Annotated in this window: 1 protein-coding gene; it reads right to left on the minus strand. The window is 64.6% G+C overall.

Features of this window, described 5'->3' with window-relative positions; translation table 11 throughout:
• On the minus strand, window positions 1-466 hold a 466-nt coding region (locus tag EN943_RS37405; RefSeq protein WP_127416643.1), incomplete at both ends, for an NAD-dependent epimerase/dehydratase family protein.

A 466-nucleotide genomic window follows, 5' to 3' on the forward strand; every position in this document is an offset into this window, starting at 1 on the left:
GCCTTGTACCACTCGACAAACCGGCCGACGCCCTCCGTCACCGTCGTCGTCGGGCGGTAGCCGACCGCCTGCTCCAGCGCCGAGGTGTCGGCGAAGGTATCGGGCACGTCGCCGGGCTGCAGCGGCAAGAGTTCGACGATGGCTTTCCGGCCAAGCGCGTTTTCCAGCGCCTCGACATAGGCGGTCAGCTTCACCGGGTTGTTGTTGCCGATGTTGAAGATGCGCCAAGGGGCGCTGCTTGTGGCCGGATCGGGACGGCTGGAGTCCCAGGCGGCATTGCCCGTGGCCGGGTTGTCGCTGGCACGAATCACGCCTTCGGCGATGTCATCGACATAGGTGAAGTCGCGCGTGTGGTTGCCGTTGTTGAACAGCTTGATCGGCTCGCCGGCAAGGATGTTTTTGGTGAACAGGAACAGCGCCATGTCCGGGCGTCCCCAGGGGCCGTAGACGGTGAAGAAGCGAAGCC

This window comes from Mesorhizobium sp. M7A.F.Ca.US.006.01.1.1, from assembly GCF_003997935.1.
GTDB lineage: Bacteria > Pseudomonadota > Alphaproteobacteria > Rhizobiales > Rhizobiaceae > Mesorhizobium.